This window comes from Marinomonas sp. AWM4_232 (genome assembly GCF_056158325.1).
Window position 1 is genome coordinate 2,191,186 of the sequence record NZ_JBSWTA010000001.1, and the last position, 22,252, is coordinate 2,213,437.

22 protein-coding genes and 12 tRNA genes are annotated in these 22,252 nt (G+C 44.3%); 22 read left to right on the forward strand and 12 right to left on the reverse strand.

The genetic code is table 11. The features are described from left to right. Positions 1-8: 8 nt before the first annotated feature. A complete protein-coding gene (locus tag ACXAC1_RS10415; protein WP_133565088.1) occupies positions 9-605 on the reverse strand; it encodes a uridine kinase family protein in 597 nt (198 codons plus the stop codon). 107 nt (positions 606-712) lie between these two features. Between ACXAC1_RS10415 and ACXAC1_RS10420 the strand changes: the two genes are divergently transcribed. The 4 genes from ACXAC1_RS10420 to ACXAC1_RS10435 all read left to right on the forward strand — a co-directional run bounded on the left by ACXAC1_RS10420 (position 713) and on the right by ACXAC1_RS10435 (position 4,556). After that, complete coding sequence (locus ACXAC1_RS10420; protein ID WP_475061425.1) at positions 713-1,309, forward strand: uridine kinase; 597 nt, start codon at positions 713-715, stop codon at positions 1,307-1,309. A 4-nt stretch (positions 1,310-1,313) separates the two neighbouring features. Further along, positions 1,314-1,646: a DUF3392 family protein gene (locus ACXAC1_RS10425; protein ID WP_475061426.1), complete on the forward strand. Its 333-nt coding sequence runs from the start codon at positions 1,314-1,316 to the stop codon at positions 1,644-1,646. A gap of 263 nt (positions 1,647-1,909) precedes the next feature. Then, positions 1,910-3,280, forward strand: coding sequence for a glyceraldehyde-3-phosphate dehydrogenase (locus ACXAC1_RS10430; protein WP_475061427.1), 1,371 nt, complete (start codon positions 1,910-1,912; stop codon positions 3,278-3,280). A gap of 355 nt (positions 3,281-3,635) precedes the next feature. Further along, positions 3,636-4,556, forward strand: coding sequence for a LysR substrate-binding domain-containing protein (locus ACXAC1_RS10435; protein WP_475061428.1), 921 nt, complete (start codon positions 3,636-3,638; stop codon positions 4,554-4,556). On the opposite strand, the gene ACXAC1_RS10440 is transcribed toward ACXAC1_RS10435, so the two are convergent. Beyond that, positions 4,551-5,315, reverse strand: coding sequence for a TSUP family transporter (locus ACXAC1_RS10440; RefSeq protein WP_475061429.1), 765 nt, complete (start codon positions 5,313-5,315; stop codon positions 4,551-4,553). The two genes, ACXAC1_RS10435 and ACXAC1_RS10440, sit on opposite strands and share 6 nt — an antisense overlap. Before the next feature lie 186 nt (positions 5,316-5,501). Between ACXAC1_RS10440 and ACXAC1_RS10445 the strand changes: the two genes are divergently transcribed. Then, a complete protein-coding gene (locus tag ACXAC1_RS10445) occupies positions 5,502-5,786 on the forward strand; it encodes a hypothetical protein (RefSeq protein ID WP_475061430.1) in 285 nt (94 codons plus the stop codon). A 70-nt stretch (positions 5,787-5,856) separates the two neighbouring features. Here the strand turns inward: ACXAC1_RS10445 and ACXAC1_RS10450 are convergent, their stop codons facing one another. Both ACXAC1_RS10450 and ACXAC1_RS10455 read right to left on the reverse strand, forming a co-directional pair. Next, positions 5,857-6,375 carry a DUF501 domain-containing protein gene (locus tag ACXAC1_RS10450; protein WP_475061431.1) on the reverse strand — a complete coding sequence of 173 codons (519 nt, stop codon included), beginning with the start codon at positions 6,373-6,375 and terminating at the stop codon, positions 5,857-5,859. 8 nt (positions 6,376-6,383) lie between these two features. Beyond that, positions 6,384-6,794: a PilZ domain-containing protein gene (locus ACXAC1_RS10455; RefSeq protein WP_475061432.1), complete on the reverse strand. Its 411-nt coding sequence runs from the start codon at positions 6,792-6,794 to the stop codon at positions 6,384-6,386. 378 nt (positions 6,795-7,172) lie between these two features. Here ACXAC1_RS10455 and ACXAC1_RS10460 point away from each other — a divergent pair, with 378 nt between their 5' ends. The 3 genes from ACXAC1_RS10460 (at position 7,173) to ppnN (ending at position 11,255) form a co-directional block, all read left to right on the forward strand. Continuing rightward, the gene (locus ACXAC1_RS10460; protein ID WP_475061433.1) at positions 7,173-9,149 is read left to right on the forward strand and encodes a methyl-accepting chemotaxis protein; all 1,977 of its coding nucleotides are present in this window, start codon (positions 7,173-7,175) and stop codon (positions 9,147-9,149) included. A 61-nt stretch (positions 9,150-9,210) separates the two neighbouring features. Continuing rightward, complete coding sequence (locus ACXAC1_RS10465; RefSeq protein WP_475061434.1) at positions 9,211-9,693, forward strand: redoxin family protein; 483 nt, start codon at positions 9,211-9,213, stop codon at positions 9,691-9,693. A 188-nt stretch (positions 9,694-9,881) separates the two neighbouring features. Continuing rightward, on the forward strand, positions 9,882-11,255 hold the full coding sequence (gene ppnN, locus ACXAC1_RS10470) for a nucleotide 5'-monophosphate nucleosidase PpnN (protein ID WP_475061435.1): 1,374 nt from the start codon (positions 9,882-9,884) through the stop codon (positions 11,253-11,255). A gap of 80 nt (positions 11,256-11,335) precedes the next feature. On the opposite strand, the gene ACXAC1_RS10475 is transcribed toward ppnN, so the two are convergent. Together ACXAC1_RS10475 and nudC are read right to left on the reverse strand one after the other, a co-directional pair. After that, positions 11,336-12,421 (reverse strand): zinc-binding metallopeptidase family protein, encoded by a 1,086-nt coding sequence (locus ACXAC1_RS10475; protein WP_475061436.1) that lies wholly within the window; start codon positions 12,419-12,421, stop codon positions 11,336-11,338. A 16-nt stretch (positions 12,422-12,437) separates the two neighbouring features. Beyond that, complete coding sequence (gene nudC / locus ACXAC1_RS10480) at positions 12,438-13,247, reverse strand: NAD(+) diphosphatase (protein ID WP_475061437.1); 810 nt, start codon at positions 13,245-13,247, stop codon at positions 12,438-12,440. A 149-nt stretch (positions 13,248-13,396) separates the two neighbouring features. Here nudC and ACXAC1_RS10485 point away from each other — a divergent pair, with 149 nt between their 5' ends. The 12 genes from ACXAC1_RS10485 to ACXAC1_RS10540 all read left to right on the forward strand — a co-directional run bounded on the left by ACXAC1_RS10485 (position 13,397) and on the right by ACXAC1_RS10540 (position 15,590). After that, positions 13,397-14,449, forward strand: coding sequence for a polysaccharide deacetylase family protein (locus ACXAC1_RS10485; protein WP_475061438.1), 1,053 nt, complete (start codon positions 13,397-13,399; stop codon positions 14,447-14,449). 67 nt (positions 14,450-14,516) lie between these two features. Further along, a tRNA-Ser gene (locus tag ACXAC1_RS10490) sits at positions 14,517-14,607 on the forward strand. Between the two features lie 44 nt (positions 14,608-14,651). Next, positions 14,652-14,727: transfer RNA gene (locus ACXAC1_RS10495), tRNA-Asn, on the forward strand. Between the two features lie 2 nt (positions 14,728-14,729). Continuing rightward, positions 14,730-14,806, forward strand: a tRNA-Pro gene (locus tag ACXAC1_RS10500). Positions 14,807-14,829: 23 nt separating this feature from the next. After that, a tRNA-His gene (locus ACXAC1_RS10505) sits at positions 14,830-14,905 on the forward strand. Between the two features lie 13 nt (positions 14,906-14,918). Continuing rightward, positions 14,919-14,994, forward strand: a tRNA-Lys gene (locus tag ACXAC1_RS10510). 41 nt (positions 14,995-15,035) lie between these two features. Beyond that, a tRNA-Asn gene (locus ACXAC1_RS10515) sits at positions 15,036-15,111 on the forward strand. 2 nt (positions 15,112-15,113) lie between these two features. Then, positions 15,114-15,190: transfer RNA gene (locus ACXAC1_RS10520), tRNA-Pro, on the forward strand. 27 nt (positions 15,191-15,217) lie between these two features. Continuing rightward, positions 15,218-15,293 (forward strand) — tRNA-Lys (locus ACXAC1_RS10525). Between the two features lie 12 nt (positions 15,294-15,305). Beyond that, a tRNA-Ser gene (locus ACXAC1_RS10530) sits at positions 15,306-15,396 on the forward strand. 28 nt (positions 15,397-15,424) lie between these two features. Further along, positions 15,425-15,500, forward strand: a tRNA-Asn gene (locus ACXAC1_RS10535). Between the two features lie 14 nt (positions 15,501-15,514). Further along, positions 15,515-15,590, forward strand: a tRNA-His gene (locus ACXAC1_RS10540). A gap of 677 nt (positions 15,591-16,267) precedes the next feature. On the opposite strand, the gene ACXAC1_RS10545 is transcribed toward ACXAC1_RS10540, so the two are convergent. The 6 genes from ACXAC1_RS10545 to ACXAC1_RS10570 all read right to left on the reverse strand — a co-directional run bounded on the left by ACXAC1_RS10545 (position 16,268) and on the right by ACXAC1_RS10570 (position 20,106). Further along, a tRNA-Tyr gene (locus ACXAC1_RS10545) sits at positions 16,268-16,351 on the reverse strand. 53 nt (positions 16,352-16,404) lie between these two features. Next, positions 16,405-17,346, reverse strand: a complete 942-nt coding sequence (locus ACXAC1_RS10550; protein ID WP_475061439.1) for a ProQ/FINO family protein — start codon at positions 17,344-17,346, stop codon at positions 16,405-16,407. 181 nt (positions 17,347-17,527) lie between these two features. Continuing rightward, complete coding sequence (locus ACXAC1_RS10555; protein ID WP_475061440.1) at positions 17,528-17,995, reverse strand: hypothetical protein; 468 nt, start codon at positions 17,993-17,995, stop codon at positions 17,528-17,530. A gap of 10 nt (positions 17,996-18,005) precedes the next feature. Further along, positions 18,006-18,227 carry a cell division protein ZapB gene (locus tag ACXAC1_RS10560; RefSeq protein ID WP_475061441.1) on the reverse strand — a complete coding sequence of 74 codons (222 nt, stop codon included), beginning with the start codon at positions 18,225-18,227 and terminating at the stop codon, positions 18,006-18,008. Positions 18,228-18,274: 47 nt separating this feature from the next. Further along, complete coding sequence (locus ACXAC1_RS10565) at positions 18,275-19,468, reverse strand: flagellar assembly protein FlgT (RefSeq protein ID WP_475061442.1); 1,194 nt, start codon at positions 19,466-19,468, stop codon at positions 18,275-18,277. Beyond that, positions 19,468-20,106: an LPP20 family lipoprotein gene (locus ACXAC1_RS10570; protein ID WP_475061443.1), complete on the reverse strand. Its 639-nt coding sequence runs from the start codon at positions 20,104-20,106 to the stop codon at positions 19,468-19,470. Before ACXAC1_RS10570 ends, ACXAC1_RS10565 begins: the two co-directional genes overlap by 1 nt. Positions 20,107-20,519: 413 nt before the next feature. Between ACXAC1_RS10570 and ACXAC1_RS10575 the strand changes: the two genes are divergently transcribed. Together ACXAC1_RS10575 and ACXAC1_RS10580 are read left to right on the forward strand one after the other, a co-directional pair. After that, a complete protein-coding gene (locus ACXAC1_RS10575) occupies positions 20,520-21,506 on the forward strand; it encodes a hypothetical protein (RefSeq protein ID WP_475061444.1) in 987 nt (328 codons plus the stop codon). A gap of 71 nt (positions 21,507-21,577) precedes the next feature. Further along, entirely contained in the window at positions 21,578-22,243 is a 666-nt protein-coding gene (locus ACXAC1_RS10580) for an alpha/beta hydrolase (RefSeq protein ID WP_475061445.1), read from the forward strand. Positions 22,244-22,252: the final 9 nt, after the last annotated feature.

Sequence of the window (22,252 nt, forward strand, 5' to 3'; positions counted from 1 at the left end):
CTCCTTTGTTATTTTAGTAGATGTTCAATATATTGACGCAGCAGATTGGCGGCGTTGGTAAAGCTATTATTATTAGGGATGATGAAATCTGCTTTATTGCGAATCTCAATGGTTTTAAGAGAGGCTTGGCGTACATGTCGCATGTAGCGGCTAGTTACCTCATTAACATTACGCCCACGCTCCGCAATATCGCGCTTTAGGCGACGTACAATGGCTATGTCCATATCTGTATCCACATAGAGCAAGTAGTCCACGGCGTCGCGGATGCCAGGGTCTTGGAACATCATATGGCCTTCAACCAGCACCACTTTGGAAGGCTCCAAATTACGATAGCCGACTCGTTTGTGTTGCGAATGGTCGTAAACTGGGATTTCATTTGGCTGTTGTTGATTTTTACAGTTATGGATGGCTAGGGTGATGCTTTCTAAATCTAGCGAGTTTAGATCATCGAAATTGTAGACGTCCGGGTCGATGTTGCCGCAGCCTTTGTAGAAACTATCCTGACAAATAACGGTCAACTTATCTCCTAAGCCTTCTGCTAACAGTGAGCATAGGCGGCTTTTACCGCTACCTGAAATACCGGTGATGCCGATTACGAGTGCCATGGGCTACCTCAAAATAGAAAAATGAATTTGCATTGCTGAGTGGAAGAATTAGGCTCTAGTTTAACAGAGAAGTGTTAAAATCGCTTCCTGACTTATTGGTTAACATAATGAAGATTGAGATTTTCATGTGGAATAAATGCTTACGCACATTTTCTTTGATTTTACTTACCTTGTTGCTATCTGCTCCTGCCTCGGCAAATGATGAGCCAGAGGCATCTGAGCCAATAGAAGAGCCAGTGGTCTACTCTTCAGGGGCTGAACTATTTGGTATACCGTTTAACGATTTATCGAAAGATAAGTTCGAAGAGCACTTGGCTAAAATTGGTTTAGAGCCTTACCCTTCCTACCGAGAAGGCATTGCCAACTATAGCCTCGGTGCGTCTGGTATTTTAGGTATCAAAGAGCTAACAGTTATTTATAACCGTTACCAATATGTTGAGCGAGCCACGATGTCTGGTGTTGTTGAGAGTGCAGAGCTACGCGCTAAGCTTGGTCATTTGTTGGAAGGAAAATACGGTCCGCCTTCAATTGGCTTTGTGCGTGATGGTTATGGGCGTGCTCGTTGGATGCTGTCAGATGGCACTGAGATTGAGTTGCGTAATACTACCTTTGATGTATCAGTGAGCTATATTGACCGCGTTCCAAGACGTGCTTCGGCTTCAGGTCGCATAGATGTCGAGGCTCTGCTGCGTAGGAGCCAATAACCATATGGATATTGTACAAGACATTAATATGGTGTTTGTTCGCCTAATTCAGCCTTATCTTTCTGATATCGCATTGGCTCTCATGGCCACCAGTTTGGTGATCTTAGGTGATTGGCTTAACCGGACGTTAAAGCGCTCTGTGGCGAGCTGGTGGTTTGTAGCGCGTATTGCAGCTTTTGTTCTGATGTGTACTTTTGGTTATGGCCTGCTGACGCTTTGGGGGCAGCCGTTTATTTATCAAGTGTTAAGCATGACGGATCCTGTATGGCGGCCGACTCTAATTCTGGTTTGTTTTTGTTTGCTGGGGATTATCGCCGAGAGAAAACGTTATTTATAAAAAAATTAAGAAATTTTCCTTCTTTTTCTGTAGTGAAATTACGTAACTTTATTAGAAAAAGTGCCGTAATTTTACTGCAATCATCATAATGTCGTTATTTATTTACGCACTTCTTATTCTTACGTTGTTTTCATAAAAAAAAGCTCTAAAGTACCGTTTTTAAAGGTTTTTTGTTGCCTTGTTACAATTTGTTTTTACCTCAATGAATGGGTAGACTGCGCCCAAATTGTCGCAAAACGTTTGTATTTCTCGGGGGCAGATAAATGACAAACACTTGGTTAGAAACGGTTTCCAAAGTTGAATCAATGATTCCACTATTGGGTAAGCTAGGTCGTGAGCAGTCAGTTAAAGTTCAGCTTGCTGGACAAACTTTGATGTCAGATTCTGTTACTGGATTGGTAGCATTGTTTGATCAATATCCAGCAGTAGACCTAGCTCGTGTGTATCAAGTGTTGGAAAAACTGATCGCAAACAAAACATCTAATGCCGTTGTTGAGCTTGAAGAAGCATTGACTGATGCGGACATCGCATCGCTAGCAAGCTTTGCTCAAGCGGGTTCTACAACACCGGTTGTTTTGTACGGTTTCGGTCGTATTGGTCGCTTGCTTGCACGTCGCATGTGTACGCTTGGGCATACCACTCCAGGTATGAATTTGGCTGCTATCGTTGTTCGAAAAGCAGGTGATAATGACTTAGCTAAACGCGCTAGTCTGCTTAAGTTTGATTCAGTTCACGGTACTTACGAAGGTGTTGTTAAAGCGGATGCTGAGAATGAGCAACTGATTATCAACGGCCAGCCAGTTAAGATTATTTACTCATCTGATCCAAGTGAAGTGGATTACACTGCCTACGGCATCAACAATGCTTTGCTAGTAGACAACACTGGTCGCTGGCGTGATCACGATGGACTGAGTATCCATCTAGCTCGTCCAGGTATTGATCGTGTTGTACTGACAGCGCCTGGTAAGCAAATGAAGAACATTGTGTTTGGCGTTAACGATTCGGATATCGAATCAAACGATCAAATCCTATCAGCGGCTTCTTGTACAACGAATGCGATCACTCCGATTCTTTCTGTTCTTGAAGAGAAGTACGGTATCGAATCTGGTCACGTTGAAACAGTGCACGCCTACACGAATGATCAGAACCTAATCGATAACGTTCATAAAGGCGATCGTCGTGGTCGTGCTGCAGCCATGAACATGGTAATGACAGAAACGGGCGCAGCGAAAGCGGTTTCTAAAGCGATTCCTTCTCTTGAAGGTAAGCTAAGTGGCAGTGCGATTCGTGTTCCTGTTATCAATGTTTCTATCGCGGTTCTAAGCTTGAACTTGAAAGCGGAAACGTCAGTTGACGAAATCAACGAAGTACTGAAGAAAGCCTCTGCAAGCGCTGCGCTAGCAGGTCAAATTGGCTTCAGTGCAGAAGCTGATGCGGTAAGCTCTGACTTCATCGGTAGTGAGCAAGCAGGTATTTTGGACTCTCTATCAACAAAAGTACGTGGTAACCAAGCGACTCTTTACGTTTGGTACGACAACGAATATGGCTACAGCTGCCAAGTAGTGCGTCTAATGGAAAAATTAGCGCAGATGGCACTGGCTGATAGCAACGCTGTAGAGACTGCAGCGGCGTAATGACCGGACACATTTAAGCATGTGTGTTAGTTCGGCGACCTTCGGGTCGCCGTTTTTTTTGCCTAAAAATAATGTGTTTTTGTTTGTCTTGAGTGCCTAGCTAAGTTTAGACAAAAAAAATCGGGCACAAGGCCCGATAAATGTAACTAGCAGTTGATGTGATGTGGCGCTCACCAACATCACGACTAATGCATGGCTGTGGGGGCATGCATTAGAGGTTGGCATCCAATCATGATTGATGCCAGGTTAAGGAAGCAGTACTACCAAAACATGGTGCTTATTCTAGCTATTGAGCGTTGCACGACAAACGATATAAACTTGTGTTTTGGATTAAATTATCTAATGCTAAATGCCTATGAATAAAGCCTCTCTTCCTTTTCTGCATACGTTTGTTGTGGCAGCTAAGCATTTAAGTTTTACCAAAGCTGCACAAGAGCTATTTTTAACCCAAGGAGCGGTTAGCCAGCAGATTCGCTTACTCGAGCAGCGGCTAGGTTTTACCTTGTTTGTACGTTTTCATCGACGCTTGGAACTGACGCCTATGGGGGCTCGTCTGGCGATGCATCTTAGGCATATGTTTTCAGACCTAGATGGTTTGATTGATGAGTTAAGAGAGGAGCGAGATTCAAATATTATAACCCTGTCTGTTATGCCGTCTTTTGCAACACGCTGGTTAATGCCACGCTTGGGGCGATTACAGGAGCGCCACCCCAGTCTTCAGTTACGTATTCAAGCAAACGATCGCGAGGTGAATTTCACTCGAGATAGAATTGATGCGGCCATTGTTCATAGTCATTTACATTCTGGAAGTGCTTACAGTGTGCCGCTGCTTACAGATCGGGTATTTCCGGTCTGTAGTCCGCTTTTTGCAGAGCAGAATGCCCTAACGTCTCCTCAAGATTTGGTTCGAGTACCACTTATTAATGATGATTCAGAGTGGCGCTTCTTTAGTCCTTATGCAGAGTGGGAGGCATGGTTGGCTATGGCGCAAGTCAAAGGTGCGCGTCCAAGTCGTGCAATGAGCTTTAATCGTGGAGATTTGGCTGTTCAAGCTGCATTGTCTGGGCAGGGGGTTGCTCTAGGGCGCACGCCTCTTGTGATGGATGATATTAGAGAAGGGCGTTTATTGAAGCCATTCGATCAGGTTTACGATAATGGTCATGTGTATTTATTTGCGTGTCCTAATGAGTTCCGAGATAGAGAGCCCATTCAACAAGTACTGAGCTGGTTAATGGATGAATGTCGCTTGTACTCTATAGAAGAGTCTTTGTCATGACAGCAGTAGCTTGATTGACAATGCGATACACATAACGATCACCAGTGGCCGAATTAACGTGTTGCCTCTGGTGATCACTAATCGTGACCCAATCTGCGCGCCAAACCATTGGCCCGCTCCCATTGCGATCCCTATTCCCCAAAGTACATGCCCACTGAAGCTAAAAACAATCAGTGATGCGACATTGCTGGTAGCGTTTAGTACTTTTGTATGAGCGGTTGCTGAAACTAAGGAGTAGCCCATTAGGCAGATATAGGCGGTCGAAAAGAATGCCCCGGTGCCTGGGCCAATAAGGCCATCGTAAAAGCCTATACTAAAACCTATTAATATTGAGAAATAAACCAAATTTAGGTGGGGCAGCCTACTTATCAAGGGTTGCAGTTTAGGCAAGCTGATAAAGAAGATGGCCACAAGAATTAAAATAGCCGGAATCACTTTAATCAGTATTGAGCTATCGATGTAAGAAACCATGAGTGTTCCTAGCAGGCTGCCTGAGGCGGTCATGCAAATAGCTAAGCGCATTTTGGTTAAGTCCACTTGCCTCGTTTTCACAAAATGAAAGGAGGCGGAAAGGGTACCGGCACATCCTTGAAGTTTATTTGTTGCAAGTGCTTCAACTGGAGAAATACCCGCGGCGATTAAAACGGGTACAGTAATGAGACCGCCTCCCCCTGCAAGAGCGTCGATAAGGCCCGCAATAAAAGCAGTGAGAACTAATGCGAAGATGACCCAAAGGGATAAATCAGAAAACCATTCCATTGGCTTCTCCTTGTGCAAATAGTCATGGCGTAAAGACACTACTTTACAGTATGTTAGAGGTCGGTGGCGAGTTGGTAGCCGCTCAAAATAGCGAGTTACGTTTTTAAACGCTTATTTGCTTGAGCTTGGGAGTGTTACTGGCTAAGTTAGATTATTGATACTTAGTGATATTGAGGGATTTTATTGATGGCTAAACAATACTCAGAAGTGCATCAAGACGATTTTATGAAGTTTGGGGGAGAACGCCCAAGTTATCTGGATATCGAGGATGAATTGATGTCCATGGGTGGGCATGGTGTCTCAGGGAATGCATTTAAAAAGGAGGTTTTAAAATTAGCTGGTTGGACGGGAGGGGCATTGACAACATATGCTCAGCGACCAGTTGTGGCTGCCAATGCATTTAATAAAATTCGAGAAGGCTTGGCTAAAGTCAGTAATGCTGATGATTTGAAAGCGTTTCTGAAAAGCTAGCTAAAGCGTTAGCAGTTTAATAGATTGAGGAGTGCACCTTACGCATGAGGAGCACTCTCAGTTTCTAACACTACATTTCTGCGTTGGCGATTTCTCTGATACCGTATTCTTCGTCAAGTATCTGGCCTATCACATTTTTACCCGCTAAATGGTGTGCGTATTGCATGTGTAGGCAACGAATTTGATCCCAATTTTTTATTCCGCCAATCCCAAGTGTTTCAAAAAGGTGAGTAAAGCCTTTCTCATCGATAATTTTTTTGTGCTCATCACTCATCGCTTGCCACCGTCTTGAGACGTAGTCTTGATGAGATTGATGATACGCTTGTCGTAGCTCGTCATCATCTTTGATTCGTTGTTCTAGTTCCTTGACAACACCTTGGCTTTCAATACGGGCAAGAGCTTTATCTATAGCACTACTAGACAGCCAGTACAGTGTTGGAAACGGTTGGTCAAACACCCATGTTTCCATTTCTAAAACTTGAGGAATACCATTAGGAGAATAGTGAGCTACTTGTCGAATGCCACTCGGCGCTCGACCTAATTGCTTCGTGATTATGTCGATATCAGCTTGTGATAGTGAATGAGTCATTGAGGTAATTATAAAGTGAATGCAGGGAAGCTTGCGGCAAATTGTTGGATCCATTCCGCAGCGGCTTCGTTATAGTTTAAACGCCGACCTTGGTGCTTAGCTTGTCGACGATAATGTTCTATCTGAGATAACTGTTCGACCATACGAACACAGTAGCAATCGTCATTATTTGGAAACTCAATTGCAATACGGTATTCATCTTGCTCTTTGTCACACCATGCGATTCGGCCTGTGACGCAGAAATGTGGATCAATTTCTTGTAACGTTATACGAACGCATGAACCTGTTTGGTAAGCCGAAGGTGCTAAATAGGTGATGCCTACAAAGCCAAGTCTTTCTGCCTCAACAACAGGGAAAGACTGGTCCTCAATCAACGTTATGTTGAGTGGGAGGTCTTTCGGATGTGCAACAAATTCCATCGCAACAAGCCAATAATCGTTTAATTAGTCAGTTTATCGGCCGGATGGCCTTAAGGTTTAAAAGAAAGCGAATTGTACGCTTTTTACTCTGACTGTACAGACGAAATTTAGGATAAATTTCCCCCAATACATAATTTTTAACTATTAAAATATTATATTTTTGCATTCAAAGGCCTACTTTGTGATTGGCTAAGTGCTTGAGTTTTATTTATGCATAAACTAAACCAAGTATGGTTGGTAGCCAGTCAATAATTTGTCATGCTAGCACGTTATTGTTTCTATAGTAGAACTTGCAAATTTAGTGGAAAGCAGGCACATTTTTTGTTAAATGCGAATTTAATAAAAATGAGTGACGAGATGCTAAAACAGGAGACATTTATGTCGTTATCCGTCGTACAGCGGGTGTTACTGGGTTTTATATTATTGCTATTGCTGCTTTTTGTCGTGGCAGGAGCGGGTGTAGGCGGATTAAATTCTGTGCAGACACGTATTGAAAAGGTGACAGGTGACATTGCGGATATATCTGATCAGAGCTCTGACGTCAGTGCGGCCTTGGCGCAAAGTAGTAGTGCCGTACTGCAATATTTGGTGGCATCTAGCGACGGAGTATTAGACAGCGCTAAGCAACAATATTTGAATGAACAAGAACACTTTGCACAGAGTGCTGAGTCGCTAAAACGAGAAGTGGCTAACTTCCCTGATATCTTAGCAACGGTTGATGCTATCGACCAGCAGTCGATTTCCTTTTTCCTGCTAGCTGATAAGGCTATTCGTGACCATAATCGAATGGTTGAGCTAAGCCGAATAATGCCAGATAAAAAACTGGACCTTAAAGACGCTTTAACGTTCGCAATAGACGACTTAGATGCCTTGGGAAACTACCCTGAAACTGATGAGCAGGCGTTTGCCGCGGGATTAGCAAAAACACAACTAGAAAGTCTATTGTTATTGGTGGGTGATTACTTTGACTCTACAAGTGTGAAAGCCTTAACGAATATTCGTAAAGAAATGAGTAAAGCATTTGCTCCTGTAGATAAGGTGATTGAAAAATTAGGGGACGACAGCATTTTGGAATCCATTGAAGAAGTACGCAATGCTATAGAATCTGAGCAAGGTGTAGTACTTAACTACTTTGTATTTCAGCAAATTAAATTGGACTCTGAAGAGGCTGCTGCTGGTTTATCAGAAGGGCTTGCTACCATGCAAGTACTGCAAAACGAATTAATCTCTCGTGTACGAGAGCTTCGAGAGGGGGCTAAGCTTAACGCATTAGATGCGTCAAATAGTGCTAAATATGTCTCTTATATCGTTGTGGCGATCTCTGTGGTATTGGCGATGTTGATCGCTTATTGGGTGAGTTTAAGTATTCGCAAACCACTTGCAAATATTATGGCTGTTTTGAATCAGATCGCAGACAAAGATTTCAGTCAACGTGTTTCTGTATCGAGTAAGGATGAATTTGGTCAACTTTCTCATTGGGTCAACACGTTAGTTGAGCAGCTTAGTGGGGTAATTAGGCAAATAGACAGTGCCTCGAACAAAGTGGTTTCTTCGGCAGAGGATGTTTATCAATCAACAACAAATACGCGCAAAGTTATGATGCTGCAGAATGATAAGACGACTGAAGTTGCGGCTGCTATGGATCAAATGTCAGCAACGGTTCGAGAAGTCTCTCATCATGCTGAGGTCACCCTAGAAAAAGTACAGCAAGTGGATCAGAGTGCTGACAGTAGCCTGCAGCGTATGACTGAAAATATATCCCAAGTGGAGCAGCTGGTTTCTCAATTAGAGTCATCTGCTCAGGTTGTACAGCAGGTGAACCAATACTCGCAGAACATCGGTAATATTCTAGAAGTTATTCAAGATATTGCAGAGCAAACCAATCTGCTGGCACTTAATGCAGCAATTGAGGCGGCTCGAGCTGGCGAGCAGGGGCGGGGCTTTGCTGTGGTTGCGGATGAGGTTCGCACGCTGGCCAATAGAACTCATACCTCTACAGAGGAAATACAGCGAGTCATTACCGAATTGCAAAGCGGAGTTAAAGCAACAGTTTCCACTATGGATCAGAGTTGTCAGTATGCCCGTAATAGCATGAATGAGGCTCAAAGTGTTGGGGATTCGTTGCAGGATCTACGGCATTATATTGGTGAAATTCGCGAATTAAGTGTGCAAATTGCGACGTCATCGGATCAGCAAGCAGGGGTGGCGCAAGACATTAATCAAAGCATTCATGAGATTTCTAATCGCTCGCAAGAGGCGATGGAAGATGCACAAGCCAGTCAAGCTAATTGCCAAAGTATGAATGAATTGGCCCAGCATCAGCGAAAACTTGTTGGACAGTTCAAGACATCCTAACGTCGCAGAGTTTTAGAAATCAAGCTATGATGCTGATCCGAGAATCAAATGGAGTACGAGCATGAGTGTGCAAATTGGTGATATGTTGCCCTATGGTTCCTTCTTGGTAATGGGGGAAAATGGTCCACAAGAAGTGAATGTCACTGAATTCTTTGCAGATAAAACCGTCATTTTATTTGCTGTGCCAGGTGCTTTTACGCCGACCTGTAGTGCGAGGCACTTACCAGGCTACGTCGAACACTATCAAGCATTCAAAGAGCAGGGTGTTGATGACATTGTCTGCTTGTCTGTAAACGATGTGTTCGTTATGAATGCGTGGGGGCAAGCTCATGGTGCGGGTAACATCGTTATGGCTGCGGACAATTCAGCGGAGCTAACCACGGCTTTAGGCTTAGAATTGGAAATAGCCACGGCACAAATGGGACTTAGAAGTCGCCGTTACGCTATGTTGGTGATCAACGGCGTGATTCAGCAGCTCTGGTTAGAAGAGCCTGGAGAGTTTGGAATTAGTTCTGCTGAACATGTTCTAGGGCAGGTTTCATAGTTACGAAAGAATAAAGATAAAGTCGCCGATTGGCGGCTTTTTTTGTGCTTGTGACGGCGCATCTATTAAGGTACTTAAGAAATCTGCAAATTAGATGCGATCTAGGAAACGCATAAATCTACTTGCTTTTTTATTGCCTAGGCGCAATATACTTATAAGACAAGCACATAGAAAAAGGAGGGCGATCCATGACATATAGCGATCGCGTTGATGCGCTGGTATCACCAAAAGGCGCATTAGAGATGTTATCTCAGGAAGAAATAGCTCGTATGTCGGAGGACAGCGGTGATTTGCATGAACTGTTCCGCCGTTGTGCGTTGGCTATTTTAAACTGTGGCAGTGATTCGGACGACCCAGCAGAGGTTATGTCTACTTTCAAGGACTTCGAAATTCGCATCATTCAACAAGAGCGTGGTGTAAAGCTTCAGTTGAGCAATGCTCCAAGCAGTGCTTTTGTTGACGGCAAAATGATCAGTAGCGTACGAGAAATGCTATTCAGTGTGCTGCGAGACATTATTTTTACTTATCATGAATACAATGTTGCTCGTGGCCTAAATGACGCAAGCTCAGACAAAATAACCAACGTTGTTTTTGAGCTGCTTCGAAATGCAAATGTGTTTCGTCGTATACAAACACCGGACATGGTGGTTTGCTGGGGTGGACACTCTATTGCCCGCCATGAGTATGACTACACGAAACAAGTGGGCCATGAGCTAGGCCTGCGTGAGCTGAATATTTGTACGGGCTGTGGTCCAGGTGCCATGAAAGGGCCTATGAAAGGAGCTGCCATTGCTCATGCGAAACAACGTATCCAAAATGGCGTATATCTTGGTTTAACGGAGCCGGGAATCATTGCCGCCGAATCACCTAACCCAATTGTTAATCAGCTGGTTATTATGCCAGATATCGAAAAGCGACTTGAGGCATTTGTTCGCACTGGCCATGGCATCGTTGTTTTCCCTGGTGGCGCTGGGACCGCTGAAGAAATTCTCTATATTTTGGGTATCTTATTGCACCCTAAAAATGCAGAGATGCCATTCCCATTAGTCTTTACTGGCCCCAAAGAAAGTGCACCTTACTTTGAGCAGATTAATGAATTCATTGGTTCTGTTTTAGGCGATAAGGCGCAAGCGAAATATCAAATTATTATTGATGATGCCGTTGAAGTGGCGCGAGTAATGAAGGAAGGGATGGAAGCTGTACGCCTATACCGTAAGGCGCATCAAGATGCCTTCTATTACAACTGGAAGTTGCATATCCCCGACGAATTTCAACGTACATTTGAGCCGACACATGAAAATGTGAAGGGATTGAATTTGTTTTATGGCCAAGATACGCACTTGCTCGCAGCCGACCTACGTCGTGCCTTCTCTGCGATTGTGGCTGGGAATGTAAAACCACAGGGTGTTGCCAGCATTAAAGAATTTGGACCATTTGAGATACACGGTGACAAGGGGTTGATGAAGAAACTCGATGCTTTGCTAGAAGCGTTTGTCACTCAGCAGCGCATGAAGTTACCAGGTACGGCTTATGAGCCTTGTTATAAGGTGATTACTGATTAAATTTGTCTGAAAGGATTGGCAAAAAGCCGTGCTAGCGTTTACTAGCACGGCTTTTTAGTTTTGAGACGGTCTCTATGTTGCTACTGGCGTGTGTTTGCTTGAATTTGACGGAGTAGCTGATGGATAAAGCCAAGTTTTTCTCTTACCTTCGGCACTAATACAAACGGATAGAGATCTGGTTGCCCCATGCTTCGGTTTAAGCAGTTGGCTGCGAAGGTCAATGGAAGGTACTCGTTAAGGAGATCTTCAAAGCTCTCGTGTGTATAAGGGTCTAAAGAAGCGCTTGCTGTAAGCTGGCTATGTTGAGGCAAGGGTGGGCGAGTGCTAAGGCCAAAGTAATAAGCGGTTTCCAAAGTATCTAATATATGTAAATAGTGCGCCCAAGTTTCCGCCCAATCTTCCCATGGGTGGGATGAGGCATAGGAGCTGATGAATTCATTTTGCCATTCAAGGTTAGGGGTGGCGTAATGGCTTGAAAGTGCTTCAGCGTAATTGCGTTGCTCGTCGCCAAACAGTGCTCTAAATGAGTCCAAATAAGTAGGTTGATCGGCAATCAGCTGATCCCAATAGTAATGGCCAATTTCGTGTCGAAAGTGCCCAATGACAGTGCGGTACGATTCATTCATGTCCTTGCGCATCTGTTCTCTATCAACGCTATCGGCTTCGACAGCATTAATCGTCACCTGACCTTGTGCGTGACCCGTTGAAGTTTGAGCGCCTTCAGGGATCACGTTTTCTTCAGAAATAAAATCGAAAGATAAGCCGTCATCTGGGTCTTGTTTCTTGTTCACAATCGGTAGATTGAGTTGGCGTAAAGCATATACCAGCTGATGTTTTGCCTGCTCCAGCGTTTGCCAAGCTTGTTGCTCCTCGATGCCCGAAAGGTTAGGGATGTGTCGATTTAGATCGCACGCATCACATAGTGTGTCTGGGGTAGAGACTAGCCAGTTACAGACGTTATGAGCATGATTGGAGCAGTGGAACCAAACCGTGTTGTCTGGTGACGGTTGTTGATTCGAGTAGACATTGAAACCTTGTTCCAATGGTGTCAGCGCTGTTAGCTCTAATGTGTCGGAGCGAAATCCTAAAGGGGATTGGCAACTCTCACACAGGGTGTTTTCAAAAAGCAGCGCTTGACCACATTGTTGGCAACTGAATAGCTTCATGATCCTTTGTGACTCTCTATGCTTTGAAATTCATCTGGTTGATCAGCTCAACGTGCTCAAGTATCAGCTGGCCTGAAATACTGGTGGCGTTGGGGATTGTGGGTAAGGCGTCTATTGGGTACCAGCCTGCTTCCGCGATCTCATCAGGTGCTGGAGCGATATCTCCATGATCATATTCGGCAAAAAAGCCCACCATAAGTTGATGGGGGAATGACCAAGGTTGGCTGCCACGATAGTGAATGTTCTTAATATGAATTCCCACTTCCTCCAGCACTTCACGATGCACGGCTTCCTCTAATGTTTCACCCGCTTCAACAAACCCTGCAATGTTGCTCATTCGTCCTGACGGCATGTTAAATGAGCGCGCGAGCAATATAGAATTTTCCTTTCTTACAGAGACAATGATGCAGGGGGAGATGCGTGGATAGTGTCTAATGTGGCACTTGTGGCAGAGCTTTGCGTGTTCTTTCTCATGCTTTTTGGTAAGCGTTGATCCGCAGCGGCCACAGAATTGGTGGTCCAAATCCCATGTTGCCAGTTGATGGGCTCTGCTTAAAAGGCCAAAGTAGTAGGCATCGGACTCATAAAGAACATCACGCAACCCTTTCTCGGTATAGCCTTTAGGTGGAGAGGGGAAATGGCATACGAATACATCTTCCCCTTCAAACTGACCGATATAAACACTGCGCATTTCTGGTGTTGGATGAAAGTCTTTTAGGGAAAAAAGAAAGCCCGAGTCATGTGTTAGTACGCTTTGCTTGGTGACTAGTATGTATCGTGCCATGCCATGTGGGGATGGGTGAGTGCTTGTGCCAATTTCAACCATGAAAAAACTCATCATTCTTTAGTGTGTATGTGGTTAAGCTACTCTCTCCAATGGTTGTATGCAATTGTCCAGCAGAGCCTTTTTGCATGTTTATCTGCTACCTTTCCCGTACAATGTGATGACATGTAAAGAATGATGAAAGGGTTTTTATGAAATTGCTGTCTGCTGCGCTTTTAGGTGCTTGCTGTGTAACTGGGGCTGCTCATGCACAAGAGTATTTGCCAATTTTGCAGTACCACCATGTAGATGCTTCAACACCTCGCTCAACATCCGTGTCACCTGAAGAATTTAAACAGCACATGGACTATTTGAAGGAAGCTGGTTATCAGGTGCTTGATCTGGCAACAGCTTTGCAGCGTATTCGTTCTGATCAGCCTTTGCCCGATAACGCTGTTGCCATCACGTTTGATGATGCCTATTTAAATATTTACGAGAATGGCTTCCCGATCCTTAAAGAGCATGGCTTTCCGTTTACCGTATTCATTAATACCGGCCCAATTGAACGAGGCCATCGTAGCTTTCTGACTTGGTCTCAAATGGAGGAAATGCAAAAGTCTGGTGGTGTGTTCGCGAATCACACGGTGAGCCATCCTTACATGCTTCGTCTGGAAGAGGGGGAGACAGTAGATCAGTGGAAGCAGCGGATTCAACAAGAGGTATCTGATGTTGAATCTTTGCTATCGTCAAAGCTAGGTTCTACTCCGAAGATGATTGCTTATCCTTATGGTGAATCCAATGAGGTGGTGCGTCACCTTATTAGGGATCAAGATATGGTTGGCTTTGGTCAACAGTCAGGAGTGGTTAGCAAGGATTCGGACTTTGCCAATTTACCTCGCTTTCCAGCTGCAGGGCCTTATGCAGAGCTTTCTTCTTTGAAAGTGAAATTGCGCGCTAAGCCAATGCCGCTTAATGCAATAGAGAATGGCGGCGATTTTGCTCATGAGCAGCCCGTTAAAATGACGCTTACCTTAAAAGAAGGGCGCTATCGTAAGAATGACTTAAATTGTTATGTCGCAGGACAAGGTAAAGCGTCGCTTAATTGGGTGGGTGAAAATGTGGTCGTTGTCGAAGCAGAGCGAGCATTTCCTGTAGGAAGAGGGCGCATCAATTGTACGATGCCTGATCAGTCCGGGAGGCATTATTACTGGTTCTCAAATGTTTGGATTCGAACGGCCTCCGAACAGCTGTATGTAACGGATTAATTTTAAAAAAGTTAAAAAAATAGTTGCACTGAAATTTAGAATCCGTAATATACACCTCGCTCGCAACGGAGGGGTGGCAGAGCGGTTGAATGCACCGGTCTTGAAAACCGGCGAAGGTTAATAGCCTTCCGAGAGTTCGAATCTCTCCTCCTCCGCCATTTCCTTTTTGGTTTTGGTCTGAAGCGAGTTAAAAATTAGTTGTTCCCTGATAGCTCAGTTGGTAGAGCAAACGACTGTTAATCGTTAGGTCACTGGTTCGAGTCCAGTTCAGGGAGCCATTCGGAGTATAGCGCAGTCTGGTAGCGCGCCTGCTTTGGGAGCAGGATGTCGGGGGTTCGAATCCCTCTACTCCGACCACTAATTTTAAATCAATGGTAATGGTGGGCGTAGCTCAGTTGGTAGAGCTATGGATTGTGATTCCATCGGTCGTGGGTTCGAGCCCCATCGTCCACCCCATTGCCTCATAGTTGGGTCGTTAGCTCAGTTGGTAGAGCAGTTGACTTTTAATCAATTGGTCACTGGTTCGAATCCAGTACGACCCACCAGCTATGTATTTTACAGAATGAATATTTCTGTTTTCTGACATTCCCTGATAGCTCAGTTGGTAGAGCAAACGACTGTTAATCGTTAGGTCACTGGTTCGAGTCCAGTTCAGGGAGCCACTCGGAGTATAGCGCAGTCTGGTAGCGCGCCTGCTTTGGGAGCAGGATGTCGGGGGTTCGAATCCCTCTACTCCGACCAGTCAGAATAGTGAAAAATCGAATGTTCGGGTCGTTAGCTCAGTTGGTAGAGCAGTTGACTTTTAATCAATTGGTCACTGGTTCGAATCCAGTACGACCCACCACTTTTGATATGCGGAGGGGTGGCAGAGCGGTTGAATGCACCGGTCTTGAAAACCGGCGAAGGTTAATAGCCTTCCGAGAGTTCGAATCTCTCCTCCTCCGCCATTTTACCTGCTCTTAGTGGGGTTGTGATTCCCTGATAGCTCAGTTGGTAGAGCAAACGACTGTTAATCGTTAGGTCACTGGTTCGAGTCCAGTTCAGGGAGCCATCTATTTGTTTATGGTGGGCGTAGCTCAGTTGGTAGAGCTATGGATTGTGATTCCATCGGTCGTGGGTTCGAGCCCCATCGTCCACCCCATTTATTCTCCTTTCTCTTTCTTTATATCTAATTTAAAATTTCTGCTTTCTGCTTTCTGCTTTCTGCTTTCTGCTTTCTGCTTTCTGCTTTCTGCTTTCTGCTTTCTGCTTTCTGCTTTCTGCTTTCTGCTTTCTGCTTTCTGCTTTCTGCTTTCTGCTTTCTGCTTTCTGCTTTCTGCTTTCTGCTTTCTGCTTTCTGCTTTCTGCTTTCTGCTTTCTGCTTTCTGCTTTCTGCTTTCTGCTTTCTGCTTTCTGCTTTCTGCTTTCTGCTTTCTGCTTTCTGCTTTCTGCTTTCTGCTTTCTGCTTTCTGCTTTCTGCTTTCTGCTTTCTGTGACTCTTGCGTTTTAGGTGTGTGTTCTTAAGCTAATCCTAGATTACGGATTACGGATTACGGATTACGGATTACGGATTACGGATTACGGATTACGGATTACGGATTACGGATTACGGATTACGGATTACGGATTACGGATTACGGATTACGGATTACGGATTACGGATTACGGATTACGGATTACGGATTACGGATTACGGATTACGGATTACGGATTACGGATTACGGATTACGGATTACGGATTACGGATTACGGATTACGGATTACGTGCGGATGTGCAATTAATATTAGATAAGAGAATTGGATTTATATATAGATGTGAAATCTAGGAGAAAAGAGAAATGGTGGAGGGAGGTGGATTCGAACCACCGAAACTTTCGTGGCAGATTTACAATCTGCTCCCTTTGGCCACTCGGGAACCCCTCCACAGCAGCGGGGCATATATTATCTATGCCCCAATGCGTTGTAAAGTCTTTTTTCTATTTTTTATTAATAAGTTGCGTGAGTTTGGCCTGCATACGCTCTTCTGCTGAAAGGTTATCGAATTGAGGGTCTTGCTTAGGCTGAGTTTTAGCTTTGTTGTTGGTGCGCCCCTTGCCTTTATTTTGAGATGTCGAGCTGCCTTGTGAACGTTTGCCTTTATTGCTTTTGGGCATAGGCTTTTTGTTCTCAACAGGCTTTTTGACGTTAGGAAGTGCTGGCTCATTGCTCACAGCGTTTCCTTCAAGGTCGATACGAGGTTGACCTGAAAGCAGGCACTTCTTGTAACGGTCTGAGCGAGTGTAGGCTGCCATAGCGCGTTTTTGTTTACTGGCATTAAATTGTTCGTCTAATACCATATCTTTGTCGATGCCGACCTTGAGAGGGCGTGGGTTATTCCAGTCAAAGGCTTTTGGATAGCGCTCTTCTAATAACTTGATGAGTCGGCGGTTGTTCTTTTGGTTTTTCTGTCGACGTTTCTCCTCGGCACTGAGAGTCGCAGTTTCTGGAGAGTTGTCTTGCACAGGAGTTTGCTCAACGTCTGTCGCAGTGGTTTCTTCGATATCAGCGGTGGTGTTTTCGTGTTGTTCAGTAGTCATAGGAGAATCTTTAGTTTCTGTCAGGTCTTCAGTTGGTTGATCTTCAAAAGCATTTTGTAGAAGGTCAAAGTTAAAGTGTGCTTGTGAGTTTTCAGGATTAGAAGTGTTTTCAGTTTCTATTGGTCGCACATCTAAACTGTCTTCAATGTACAGCTGCAGTTGCTCTTCTGTTGAGCGAGTTTGACTCATTGTAGACAAGAGGTCTAAGGATGCATTGCTTGGCGCGCTTTCTTGCCTGTGAGAAGGGGTCGCTTTTAGTCGCTTGACTTCCTCTTGGGTTGTTGCCAATTCTTGTACAAGCTGCTCAATGCGCTCTTCAAGTGCTTTGATTAAGCGGTCCATAAATTAGTTTCCTGCATTCGCTAACCATAAAGGTACTCTAGGCAATCCTTCGCGGCCAACCATTTCATTGAGTTGCTGTGGTGTAGGCATGATGACGTCCGTATGTGCATAACTACTGAGCCACTCGTACGTATTAAACAAAACAATAAGGGAGATAATTAAAGAGAACCATTTCATGATGTTAAAAGGTTAACCCCATACCTATAGTGGCATGTTTGTCGTAGGCATTCTCGTTGCTGTTATAAACCTTTACGAAAATATCAATGCGGGTATCGTCACTGATGCCAATACGAACCCCAGCCTCAGGATAAGCGGCAACATTATCAAGGAAATTAGCGCCTAGGCCGATATAACTCCATAGGGGCATGTTTCCATTAATGTAAAACAATGGCGAAGTGGTATAAAAACGAGCGCCTGCCTGGGCAGCAGTTTCAAAACTATCGCGTAAAATAAAAGAGAAACCACCGTAGAGCGATAAGCTTCTTGGGAAAGTGTATTCTATCGAAGTATTGATCATGCCAGTTGTATTGCTGGTTGCCGTGGAGGGCTCCCTAAAAACAAGTTCGTAGCTTACCAGAGGAGAAAATTGTCCAGCGGCAACTGCGCTGGTGGCACCTGTCAACAGTGCCGCTGCAACAAATTTTTTCATATGCCTAATATCAGTCTAATTGATTGAGTTTGCTTAACATCTGGTTCAGGCTGTTTTCCCAGTTTGTTTGCTGCTCAGATTGTTGGGTAAGCTGAGCTTTTGCTTCGTCACGCTCTTCTGAAAGTTCATAGTTCTGCATCTCTAGCTCAGAGATACGTTGGCGAAGGGTTGAAATTTCTTCGACCGCGGCGTTGATGCGTTGCTCTAGGTGATGCAGTAGTTCGTTATTCATGGTACTTCTATCCTAATTACTTGTATTGTGAGCTTGATTTTAGAGTTTTACCAAGCAATCACAACATCTTGTTGTTGCACATTCAAAATTCTTGCTTCAACCGCAAGCTCGCCAATGGCAAAGTTAGGTTGCACTTGGGTGATTGTAACATTGATATTGGCATTATTAAGCTGCGTTTGAGCATTCTGTAGTTGATCAAATATTTCATATCGTCGAAAGACTTGGAATTGATCTCCTTTTTTAATGCCGGCTAGCGCTCCAGCATTGATATGGATACGGTTGCTTTCCGTGCGGAATATGTTGGCAACAAATGGCTGGCAAGTGAGGTCATCACTTGCATCGATGGACATGTCTTTCAGTGTTTGGGCGACTACTTTGCCGTAATGTAGCTGCCAGAACTTGGCACTACCAAAGCCAACTTTGTTGCTTTCCTTAGTGTCCCATTCACCTATTTCATCATAACGATGTTGGAAAATAAGCGCCCCACTAAAACCGTCATAAAGATATAAGTCGAGTACAAATTTCCGTTGGCCATCCTCTTTATTTGCCCAGCTCAGTAATGAGTTGAGAGGTGTTTTCTGATTGGGGTGTTTGGGGTATAACTCACCAATGTCTCGAATGACGCCGCTGATAACATATTGAACACCAAGATTTTCTCCGATCCTAGCGACGTCGGTGAGCGATCCATCATTATTTGCTGAGGTTGGGGCATTAATTAAGTCTGGATAGACGCTGATATTGGTAGCAGACAGTGCGCGTAAATAGCCTTGCTGATTAATGGCGTCCACTAAACTTTTAGGTAGCTCTCTACCTATGTTGTGCAGCGCGCCTAGATTGGCTTGCTGCGGAGTTTGTAGCGCAAAGCCAGTTACGCCAACCGATTTTCTGTAGGGGTTAACGGATCCGTTTTCACACATGCTTTCCGGCAGGATGCGAGTCTCAATAGTGATGCTAAGCATGTCATCGACAATCTGCTCAGAAACGATGTTTATGTTGTTAACCTGAGCGGCAGACTGTATCGACGTATTAGAGCTGACAACGCCATTTTGCATTCTATCATTACTGCGAATACTTGCACTTGCTTGCAGCGATGCTTGTTTGATTGCTTGTTGTGTTGCCCTGTAGCGCGCATCATTTATATCGTTGTTGTAAATGATCGCTTGGCCTTGCGCTTCAATTTTTTGGCTAAGGAGGTTGGTGCTCAATAGAAGTGCAAGGCATGAGACGATAACTTTAATCATTATTGAACGCTATAGAAAGAAGTTGGAGTCTGTTTGCTGCTAGGTGCTGATACCCTGTAGCTATTATTAGTAAGGCAGTTTACGTTAGATTTAAGTGCCTCAACAGAACTCACACATTGTCTGAAGTTTTGTTGCAGCGCTAGCTCAACAACCGTTTCAAATGTGCCATCCTCCAGCTCTCTTTGTGAAATAACTTTTGCCCCAACCAAATAAGCATCGACATAAGCTCTGATCTCATCAGATTGAGCGACCATATTGCTAACAGCGTTGTTGGCATTAATCTCAATACCATAAACGCGCTCTGCAAGATTTCGTAGTGCGTCGATTTTAGAGCCACGCATTGTCATCAGTCGAGATTGGGAGTGGCTAAATGATTTGCCTGTTGGTGGTGCAGAGTAGCCAGTTGATCTTACGATTATTGGTTCTCTAGGCATGACCTCAATAATTTCTGTTTCTTTTATTGTCGTGGGGGCTGGCGTTGATTGGTATTGAGAGGCAGCAGTAATGGTATTAGGTGATGGTGCAACGCAAGGTGAGTTGGCATTGCATCTTTTCGTCATTGGATAAGGGGTGTGCGTACAAGCTGCTACTAGCACTGAGGCGGATGTAAGAACAGCTAGTTTGAGAATAGCATTCATTAAGGTGGCTCCTTTAGTGATTTAGTACACCCGATAAATCGTGGTCTTTTCCGTTACAGTTCGTGCTGGCATGGGGGCTACTGTGATGGTCTGCATTTGCACATGTTGTATAGGTAAAATCTTTTGTGGGCTAGGGCAGTCGTAGTATTGATGATAAGAGCACCCCGATAAAAGTGTAGCCAGTCCTGTGATCATGAGGATATTCATCCGTTTTGAGCTCATTGTTAAGTCTCTATCGAAAGTTCTTAATGAAGTTAACTCTGATTAAAATTTAGTCTGGCCAATCTACAATAAATACTCGATCCGACACAAGTTTGTTGACCAGGATATAAACATTCTAACTGAAAATTAAAAATCTCGTTCCAATTTTATTTGCGTCTATACTTATTTCGGTACATGACGGGAGGTGGCGTATGATAAATGTCTTAGAATCAAACTTATTGAGCCAAGCTCATAACTTGCCAGCCTCATTAGCGGAACGTTTGCGCTTTGATGTCGAGCAAACACTGAAAGGATTGTATGCTGATGAGTCCTTAGTGGATAGAATTGAAGATTTATATTTGCCTTTTGCTCGATGGGTTGTACAGCATTCAAGGCCTAAGCATGAACCATTGGTCATCGGCTTGGGTGGACCTCAAGGCTGTGGCAAAACTACGTTCAGTGCTGTTGTTAGTCATATATTAGCGAAGGGGTTCGATTTAAATGCGGTTGTTGTTAGTTTGGATGACTTGTATTTAAAGCGCGCGGATCGTTTGGCCTATGCAAATCAAGTGCATCCAATGTTTGCGACACGTGGGGTTCCTGGTACCCATGATGTTGAATTGGCGCTGAGTATCTTTAACCGTTTGAAGAATCTGCAGTCGGGTGAAGTTATGTACGTGCCGACTTTTGACAAATCCTTGGATGATCGTAAACCCGTTCACCGATGGCAAGAGGTGGCGGGCACAGTTGATGTCATTTTCTTTGAAGGGTGGTGCGTGGGTGCGCAGGCTATGCCTGAAGAACACCTTGTTGAGCCAATCAATGTGCTGGAAAAAGATAAAGATGCTCAAGCAATATGGCGACGAGAAGTTAACCGACATCTGCAGAGTGATTACAAGCAGTTGTTTGATTTAATTGATGTCACTATGTGGATGCAGCCACCAAGTTTTGATGTTGTTTATGATTGGCGTAACAAGCAAGAGCGGGTATTGGAAAATCATCTTTATGACATTCATGGTGGCATATTGGATACTCTTGATATCAAGGTGATGTCTCCACAAGTGCTGAGAGGATTTATGCAGTACTATGAACGGATTACCCGTCATATGATTTGTTCGATGCTCAATAAAGCTGATGTGCAGTTTGTATTGGATAAAGATCAGACGATTCTAGAGGCAAAACTACCGAACTCTCATTAAGCGTGTTTGGACATGAAAAAGTTGTGATAGGCTATCGTGATAATCGATAGCCTATTTTTTTGGAGACTAAGGTGTCACAAACACTTGAATTTATCACTGTTGATACAGCTAAAAATCCAACGTCCGCTGTAATCTGGTTGCATGGACTTGGAGCCGATTGTCACGATTTTGAAGGATTGGTTCCGCAGTTGGGGCTTTCTAATAAAGCGGTTCGTTTTGTGTTTCCAAACGCGCCAATCCGGCCTGTCACGGTCAATGGTGGAATGAAGATGCGAGCATGGTACGACATTCTGGAAATGTCTCTTGATCGTAAAGTGGACATGGATAACATTCGAGAATCGGCCGAGCAGATTGACGAGATTCTTGATGGGCTGGCGGCTCAAGGTATCCCTAATGAAAAGGTAGTGATTGCAGGCTTTTCTCAAGGTGGCGTGATTGCCTATCAAGTTGCTTTGTATGGCAAAAAGAAACTCGCTGGTGTGATGGCATTGTCGACTTACTTGGCTGACGCGACAACGGTGCCAAACGCACAAGAAAGTGCTAATGGTGAGACACCATGGCTGATACACCATGGTTCGTTTGACCCAGTCGTTGCGCCTGAACTAGCGGTGCGAGCGAAGACACAATTAGAAGAGCTAGGTTACGCGCTAGAATACAACACTTATCAAATGCCACATTCAGTATGTCCTGAGCAAGTGAAAGATATTGCTGCTTGGCTTCAGGCTCGATTTGTTTAAGGAGACAGT

Bases quoted from the DNA above. Each gene is read 5' to 3' on its own strand.
- ACXAC1_RS10550 (WP_475061439.1), bottom strand. From the start codon at position 17,346: ATGGACCGCTTAATCAAAGCACTTGAAGAGCGCATTGAGCAGCTTGTA.
- ACXAC1_RS10555 (WP_475061440.1), bottom strand. From the start codon at position 17,995: ATGAAAAAATTTGTTGCAGCGGCACTGTTGACAGGTGCCACCAGCGCA.
- ACXAC1_RS10420 (WP_475061425.1), top strand. From the start codon at position 713: ATGAAGATTGAGATTTTCATGTGGAATAAATGCTTACGCACATTTTCT.
- ACXAC1_RS10450 (WP_475061431.1), bottom strand. From the start codon at position 6,375: ATGACTCATTCACTATCACAAGCTGATATCGACATAATCACGAAGCAA.
- ACXAC1_RS10455 (WP_475061432.1), bottom strand. From the start codon at position 6,794: ATGGAATTTGTTGCACATCCGAAAGACCTCCCACTCAACATAACGTTG.
- ACXAC1_RS10560 (WP_475061441.1), bottom strand. From the start codon at position 18,227: ATGAATAACGAACTACTGCATCACCTAGAGCAACGCATCAACGCCGCG.
- ppnN (WP_475061435.1), top strand. From the start codon at position 9,882: ATGACATATAGCGATCGCGTTGATGCGCTGGTATCACCAAAAGGCGCA.
- nudC (WP_475061437.1), bottom strand. From the start codon at position 13,247: ATGGTTGAAATTGGCACAAGCACTCACCCATCCCCACATGGCATGGCA.
- ACXAC1_RS10475 (WP_475061436.1), bottom strand. From the start codon at position 12,421: ATGAAGCTATTCAGTTGCCAACAATGTGGTCAAGCGCTGCTTTTTGAA.
- ACXAC1_RS10415 (WP_133565088.1), bottom strand. From the start codon at position 605: ATGGCACTCGTAATCGGCATCACCGGTATTTCAGGTAGCGGTAAAAGC.
- ACXAC1_RS10440 (WP_475061429.1), bottom strand. From the start codon at position 5,315: ATGGAATGGTTTTCTGATTTATCCCTTTGGGTCATCTTCGCATTAGTT.
- ACXAC1_RS10465 (WP_475061434.1), top strand. From the start codon at position 9,211: ATGAGTGTGCAAATTGGTGATATGTTGCCCTATGGTTCCTTCTTGGTA.
- ACXAC1_RS10435 (WP_475061428.1), top strand. From the start codon at position 3,636: ATGAATAAAGCCTCTCTTCCTTTTCTGCATACGTTTGTTGTGGCAGCT.
- ACXAC1_RS10445 (WP_475061430.1), top strand. From the start codon at position 5,502: ATGGCTAAACAATACTCAGAAGTGCATCAAGACGATTTTATGAAGTTT.
- ACXAC1_RS10425 (WP_475061426.1), top strand. From the start codon at position 1,314: ATGGATATTGTACAAGACATTAATATGGTGTTTGTTCGCCTAATTCAG.
- ACXAC1_RS10575 (WP_475061444.1), top strand. From the start codon at position 20,520: ATGATAAATGTCTTAGAATCAAACTTATTGAGCCAAGCTCATAACTTG.
- ACXAC1_RS10430 (WP_475061427.1), top strand. From the start codon at position 1,910: ATGACAAACACTTGGTTAGAAACGGTTTCCAAAGTTGAATCAATGATT.
- ACXAC1_RS10570 (WP_475061443.1), bottom strand. From the start codon at position 20,106: ATGAATGCTATTCTCAAACTAGCTGTTCTTACATCCGCCTCAGTGCTA.
- ACXAC1_RS10565 (WP_475061442.1), bottom strand. From the start codon at position 19,468: ATGATTAAAGTTATCGTCTCATGCCTTGCACTTCTATTGAGCACCAAC.
- ACXAC1_RS10485 (WP_475061438.1), top strand. From the start codon at position 13,397: ATGAAATTGCTGTCTGCTGCGCTTTTAGGTGCTTGCTGTGTAACTGGG.
- ACXAC1_RS10460 (WP_475061433.1), top strand. From the start codon at position 7,173: ATGTCGTTATCCGTCGTACAGCGGGTGTTACTGGGTTTTATATTATTG.